The sequence below is a fragment of the Mycobacterium simiae genome (assembly GCF_008370645.1).
Lineage (GTDB): Bacteria > Actinomycetota > Actinomycetes > Mycobacteriales > Mycobacteriaceae > Mycobacterium > Mycobacterium simiae_A.
In genome coordinates this window covers 1-5,826 of the sequence record NZ_VTZN01000239.1, presented here as the reverse complement: position 1 = coordinate 5,826, position 5,826 = coordinate 1, and the positions used below count along the sequence as shown (strand labels likewise).

Here is a 5,826-nt window from a genome sequence, read left to right as displayed (position 1 = left end):
GGCGCCGGCGCTGCTGAAGTTCGTACCCGCACCGCCGTTGCCACCGGAACCTGCTGCGCCACCGACGCCTCCGGTGCCACCCGGCCCTCCGGCGCCGCCCAGGGCTGCCACGGCGCCTAGCCCGCCGGCGCCGCCCGTACCGCCATTACCGGCCAAACCGCCCTGCCCACCCGCCCCGAGGAACAATGCACCATGGCCTCCGGTCCCGCCGTCGCCGCCGGCACCGCCGGCACCGCCGACTCCACCGGTGGGATCGCCTAAACCGGCGGCGTTGCCTAAGCCGCCAGCGCCGCCAGTCCCGCCACTGCCGCCGGCGCCGCCGCCGGCCAACAGCCACCCTGCACCTCCGGCACCGCCGCGCCCCCCGGCCCCGCCGTCACCACCTGGACCGGCATCAACGCCTGCACCGCCCGTGCCGCCGGCACCCCCTCCGCCGAATAGCAACTCAGCACGACCGCCCGCACCGCCAGCACCGCCGCCGATGCCTCCGGGTCCGCCCGCCCCGCCACCGCCCACCAGGAACCCGCCGTCGCCACCTGGTCCACCGGTGCCGCCGCCGGCGCCTCCGGGCCCGCCTGCCCCGCCTGACCCAAACAGCAATTCACCGCGGCCGCCCGCGCCGACAATTCCTCCGGAGCCCCCTGCCCCGCCAACGCCGCCGTTGGCCTGCCCAGAGAATCCGCCGGCGCCACCGGCCCCGCCGACGCCGAGGATTCCGGCAGCGCCGCCAGTCCCGCCCTCACCCCCGTTAAAAATGATCGATAGCCCGCCGTTTCCACCCGCACCGCCGGAGCCGAACAACCCACTCGCCCCGCCGGCCCCGCCCTTCCCGGCATTTGAGGTCAGGCCGGAACCGCCGTCACCGCCGGCGCCACCGTTACCGAATAGCCCGGCCCGCCCGCCGTCACCGCCGTTTTGGCCAGTCCCACCAGACCCGCCCGCACCGCCATTGCCGATCAAAAGCCCACCGGGCCCGCCATTGGTTCCGGTCCCGGGAATTCCGTTCGCGCCGTTGCCGATCAGGGGGCGACCTAGCAGCGCCTGGGTGGGGCCGTTCACCGCATTCAACAGGTTCTGTGCGGCATTGGCGGCCTCCGCGCTGGCGTACCGGCCAGCGCTCGCGTTGAGCGTCTGCACAATCTGGTCGTGGAACGCCGCCGCTTGAGCACTCAGCGCCTGATAGGCGCTACCGTGCGCGCCGAAGAACGCCGCAATGCTTGCCGACACCTCATCAACGCCGGCGCTGAGCAGCCATGTGGTCTGGGCAGCCGCGGTCGCGTTGGCCGCGCCGATCGATGAACCGATTTTCGCCAGCTCTGTTGCCGCCGTTGTCAGAGTCTCCGGCCCTACTATCACCGATGACATCTGCACTCCCCCTGCCTGGTATGCAGCTAGAAGAGGTCGCAATAAACTCCGACCGCCGGTCGAAGGCCAATCTATTTGATGTCGAGCCAGGCTACTTCGCGTTTGCTCTGATCCGAAGCTTGAAGCGCGATAACCCTGCTCTGGTTGGGTGTTGGTGCGCGCACCACCACCGAAAGCGCAGCAGCCGCTGCAGACATCGTTCGTTAGTCACATGCCAACGAGGTCGCCAGGCGGGCCTGCCGCGACGGCGCCAGCCAGCTCAGTCGTCGGCGTTCCCCGGACAACCCCCGCTTGAGGCCATCAGGGCTGTCAGGATGTGCGTCAGGGAGCCGACCGGAGCATCACCACGGCTACAGGAGCTACATCTCGGCCATGCGCCTGGCCCCTGAGTGGTCATGATCCTTTCTCCGACTTCTATTTGACCGTCAGGACTAGCAACCGACGGCAATCCGACTCCACCGTTGCCATCCCACGTCGGCTGGCTGATCTGCAAGCCACCGTACAAACCGTTGCCGGTGTCGGCTGCCCAATTGCCGCCGGACTCGCATTGCGCGATCGCGTCCCAGTTGACGCTATCTGCATGGGAGATACCCGCCGATACGGCGAGCGCCAAGACCGGCGCAGCGCCCGCGATGGCAGTCACCGCGAGCAGACGGCGCTCCGCGCCGCGTGTCCTGCGGCTCGCCCGTAGCACCCTCATCCCCAACCTCATAGCAGCTGCACCTTTCTTGCCACCCAACGACCATCGACCTTCACCATCGTCATCTTGATGCGACTGTGGTCGAGCTCGGAACGTGTGCTATCCCGGTTGCTCACTGATTCGTCGACGAACATCAGGACCACGACCTTGTCGGGCGTTGCCGACTTCACCGCGGCCTCTACGACCGAGCCGCGGGTATGAACTTGGCGGTCAATTAACTGCTGGCGAAGCTGCTGATTGGATTTGCCGTACGAGTCCTTGAATTCACCGGTCGAGCCGTCGAGGATGTCAGCGAACCTGGCGTCGACCGCTTCCGAATCGAGATTGGTGAGTTTGACGACGTAGTTCCGCGCGGCCGCAAGCGCCTCACTGGCGGCTTCGTCCTTCTGGTGTTGACGAAATAGCACCCAACCACCAAAAATCAGCCCACCCAACGCGATAACGAGAGCCGCGGCAACTGCGCCCAGCCGGCGATTGCTCAGCCGGGCCAAGCGACCCCCGCCGGCCGCATCGGCGTCCTCGGTGACCTGTGGCACCGGTCCGTCGTCGTGAGCACACGCCGCTCTTGCTGGATCAGCCTGGCCGGCGGATCCGGGTCTTGCGTCCTTTGCGGACAGCACCACATCGTTCACGTAAGGCTTCCCCTATCACGCGGGCCGCTACGGCGGTTCATCTGAGGGTCCGGGGCGAGCAACTCTCCCTCCCAGGAACGACGGTGACAATATTTTCGTATTGCAACAGTTGCTATAGCTGCCGAATAACATTTTGGTGGCAATGCGGTGCCCCCGTGCGGGACGACCACGCCAGTGACCCTCGCTGTCTGGCTCACCTTCGACCCAAAACGGGATCCCGGCCGGTCCTTGGCCTTGGTAGCTAATCGCTTCAGGCACTCCTCCTTGTTCCGATCATCGCGCGACAAAATTTGGCCTGGTCATATGACCGCTCGCCAGCCGTGGCAGAATGACGCCGTGACCGTCGCAAAGCCGATACCGCGGTGCAGCTGTTGCTGTCTGCTTTGATGGCGTAGACCCAGCCCACCTGCACTCCAGCCGGCCACCCGATCTGCGCACCCGGAAAACGGTGGTTTGCGCGCGCCACGGGCGGCATTGTTCGCGAAGGAGAACCGCCCCATGACCACGGCACGCCCCGCCAAGCCCCGCAATGAGGGCCAGTGGGCGTTGGGACATCGCGAGCCCCTCAACCCCAACGAAGAGATGAAGAAGGCCAGCAACCCGCTGGATGTCCGCGAGCGCATCGAGAAGGTCTACGCCCGGGACGGATTCGCCAGCATCGATAAGACCGACCTGCGCGGACGCTTTCGGTGGTGGGGTCTCTACACCCAGCGTGAGCAAGGCTACGACGGCTCCTGGACCGGTGACGAGAACATCGACAAGCTCGAGGCCAAGTACTTCATGATGCGGGTCCGCTGCGACAGCGGCGCGATCTCGACTGGCGCGCTGCGCACACTGGGCCAAATCTCCATCGACTTCGCTCGGGACACCGCCGACATCTCCGATCGGGAAAATATTCAGTACCACTGGATCGAAGTGGAAAATGTGCCGGAAATCTGGCGACGGCTGGACGCGGTCGGACTGCAGACCGCCGAGGCATGCGGTGACTGCCCCCGGGTGGTGCTGGGCTCGCCGCTAGCCGGTGAGTCTCTGGACGAGGTGCTCGACCCGACCTGGGCGATCGACGAGATTGTGCGCCGCTACATCGGCAAGCCCGACTTCGCCGACCTGCCGCGCAAGTACAAGACGGCGATCTCGGGTTTGCAGGACGTCGCGCACGAGGTCAACGACGTCGCGTTTATCGGCGTCAACCATCCTGAGCACGGGCCGGGGCTGGACCTGTGGGTCGGCGGCGGCCTGTCGACCAACCCGATGCTGGCGCAGCGGGTCGGGGCTTGGGTTCCGCTGCGCGAGGTGCCCGCGGTGTGGGCCGCGGTGACGTCGGTGTTTCGCGACTACGGCTACCGGCGACTGCGGTCCAAGGCGCGGCTGAAGTTCCTGATCAAGGACTGGGGCATAGAGAAGTTCAGGCAAGTTCTCGAAACTGAGTACCTCAAACGTCACCTCATCGATGGGCCGGCTCCGGAGCCCCTCAAGCATCCGATCGATCACGTGGGAGTGCAGCGACAAAAAAACGGCCGCAATGCTGTCGGGGTTGCCCCGATCGCCGGGCGGGTCTCCGGCACTATTCTGGCGGCGGTAGCCGACCTTGCCGAGCAAGCCGGATCGGACCGGATCCGGTTCACCCCATACCAGAAACTTGTCATCCTCGACATCCCCGACGACAAGCTCGAGGTGACAATCACCGGTCTGGAGGCGTTGGGTCTACACTCGCGCCCGTCGCGCTGGCGTCGTAACCTGATGGCCTGCAGCGGAATCGAGTTCTGCAAATTGTCCTTCGCCGAAACCCGGGTCCGGGCACAGTCTTTGGCGCCCGAGCTGGAACGCCGGTTGGAGGGCATCAACGCTGCGCTCGACGTGCCCATCACCGTCAACATCAACGGCTGTCCGAACTCGTGCGCGCGAATTCAAGTCGCCGACATCGGTTTCAAAGGTCAGATGGTCGACGACGGTCACGGCGGCTCGGTTGAGGGCTTCCAGGTGCATCTCGGCGGAAGCCTCGGCCTCGACAGTGGTTTCGGCCGTAAACTGCGCCAACACAAGGTCGCAAGCGACGAGCTGGGCGACTACATCGAGCGGGTGGTACGTAACTTCGTCAAGCATCGCGCCGACGGCGAACGCTTCGCGCAGTGGGCTATTCGGGCTCAGGAGGACGAGCTGCGATGAGCGAGACGAACAAGCCGACCGAGACGCAGCTGCGGGAGCTGGCGGCCCGCGGCGCCGCCCAACTCGCGGGAGCCAGCGCCACTGAACTGCTGCGGTGGACCGAAGAAAACTTCGGCGGTGTCAACGGACCCCGCGGCTGGGCGACCTGCAACTACGTAGTGGCCTCCAACATGGCCGACGCCGTGCTGCTGGATCTGGCTGCCAAGGTGCGCCCGGGCGTACCGGTGCTCTTCCTCGACACCGGATATCACTTCGTGGAAACCGTCGGGACTCGGGATGCAGCCGAATCCATCTACGACATCCACGTGCTCAATGTGACCCCCGAGCACACGGTCGCTGAACAGAACGAACTGCTGGGCAAAGACCTCTTCGCCCGCGACCCCGGCCAGTGCTGCCGACTGCGCAAAGTCGTCCCGCTGGGTAAGACCCTGCGCGGCTACTCAGCGTGGGTGACCGGGCTGCGCCGCGTCGAAGCACCGACGCGTGCCAACGCCCCGCTGATCAGCTTCGACGAGGCTTTCAAGCTGGTCAAAGTCAACCCGCTGGCGGCGTGGACCGATGAGGATATGCAGGACTACATCGCCGAGCATGATGTGCTAGTCAATCCGCTTGTCTACGAAGGCTATCCGTCGATCGGCTGCGCTCCATGCACGGCCAAACCTGCCGCGGGCGCCGACCCGCGCAGCGGCCGCTGGCAGGGGCTGGCCAAGACCGAATGCGGGTTGCACGCTTCCTGACGGATTTTGCCTTGACTGCGCTCGGAAGAGCGGACCCGCGGTCGGCGGCCAACACGCGAGAGGTCACTGGCCAACGCCCGGGTCGCGTTCTGTGAGCGGATAAACCGGGCCTAGCTGAATTGCCCAGCGGATCCCTGTTACTTTTGCTGCCCACCACGCCCGCGTCGACATCCCCGCCCAGATCGCCGGCTCGGGCACCATACGGCAAACCGCCAGCTCCGCTAGT

The 5,826-nt window shown here is 65.9% G+C and carries 5 protein-coding genes; 2 read left to right on the top strand and 3 right to left on the bottom strand.

The window, feature by feature from the left end; all coding sequences use genetic code 11:
• The 3 genes from F0Q45_RS23735 to F0Q45_RS23725 all read right to left on the bottom strand — a co-directional run.
• Positions 1 to 1,365: PE family protein (locus F0Q45_RS23735; protein WP_149656232.1), on the bottom strand; the 1,365-nt coding region annotated here is incomplete at its 3' end.
• Positions 1,366 to 1,624: 259 nt separating this feature from the next.
• Positions 1,625 to 2,017, bottom strand: coding sequence for a transglycosylase family protein (locus F0Q45_RS23730; protein WP_373425075.1), 393 nt, complete (start codon positions 2,015 to 2,017; stop codon positions 1,625 to 1,627).
• Between the two features lie 56 nt (positions 2,018 to 2,073).
• Positions 2,074 to 2,601 carry a hypothetical protein gene (locus F0Q45_RS23725; protein WP_373425074.1) on the bottom strand — a complete coding sequence of 176 codons (528 nt, stop codon included), beginning with the start codon at positions 2,599 to 2,601 and terminating at the stop codon, positions 2,074 to 2,076.
• Between the two features lie 594 nt (positions 2,602 to 3,195).
• Here F0Q45_RS23725 and F0Q45_RS23720 point away from each other — a divergent pair.
• Positions 3,196 to 4,863: a nitrite/sulfite reductase gene (locus F0Q45_RS23720; protein ID WP_188113126.1), complete on the top strand. Its 1,668-nt coding sequence runs from the start codon at positions 3,196 to 3,198 to the stop codon at positions 4,861 to 4,863.
• Positions 4,860 to 5,600: a phosphoadenylyl-sulfate reductase gene (locus tag F0Q45_RS23715; protein WP_149656229.1), complete on the top strand. Its 741-nt coding sequence runs from the start codon at positions 4,860 to 4,862 to the stop codon at positions 5,598 to 5,600. The genes F0Q45_RS23720 and F0Q45_RS23715 overlap by 4 nt, the downstream gene beginning before the upstream one ends.
• Positions 5,601 to 5,826 lie beyond the last annotated feature (226 nt).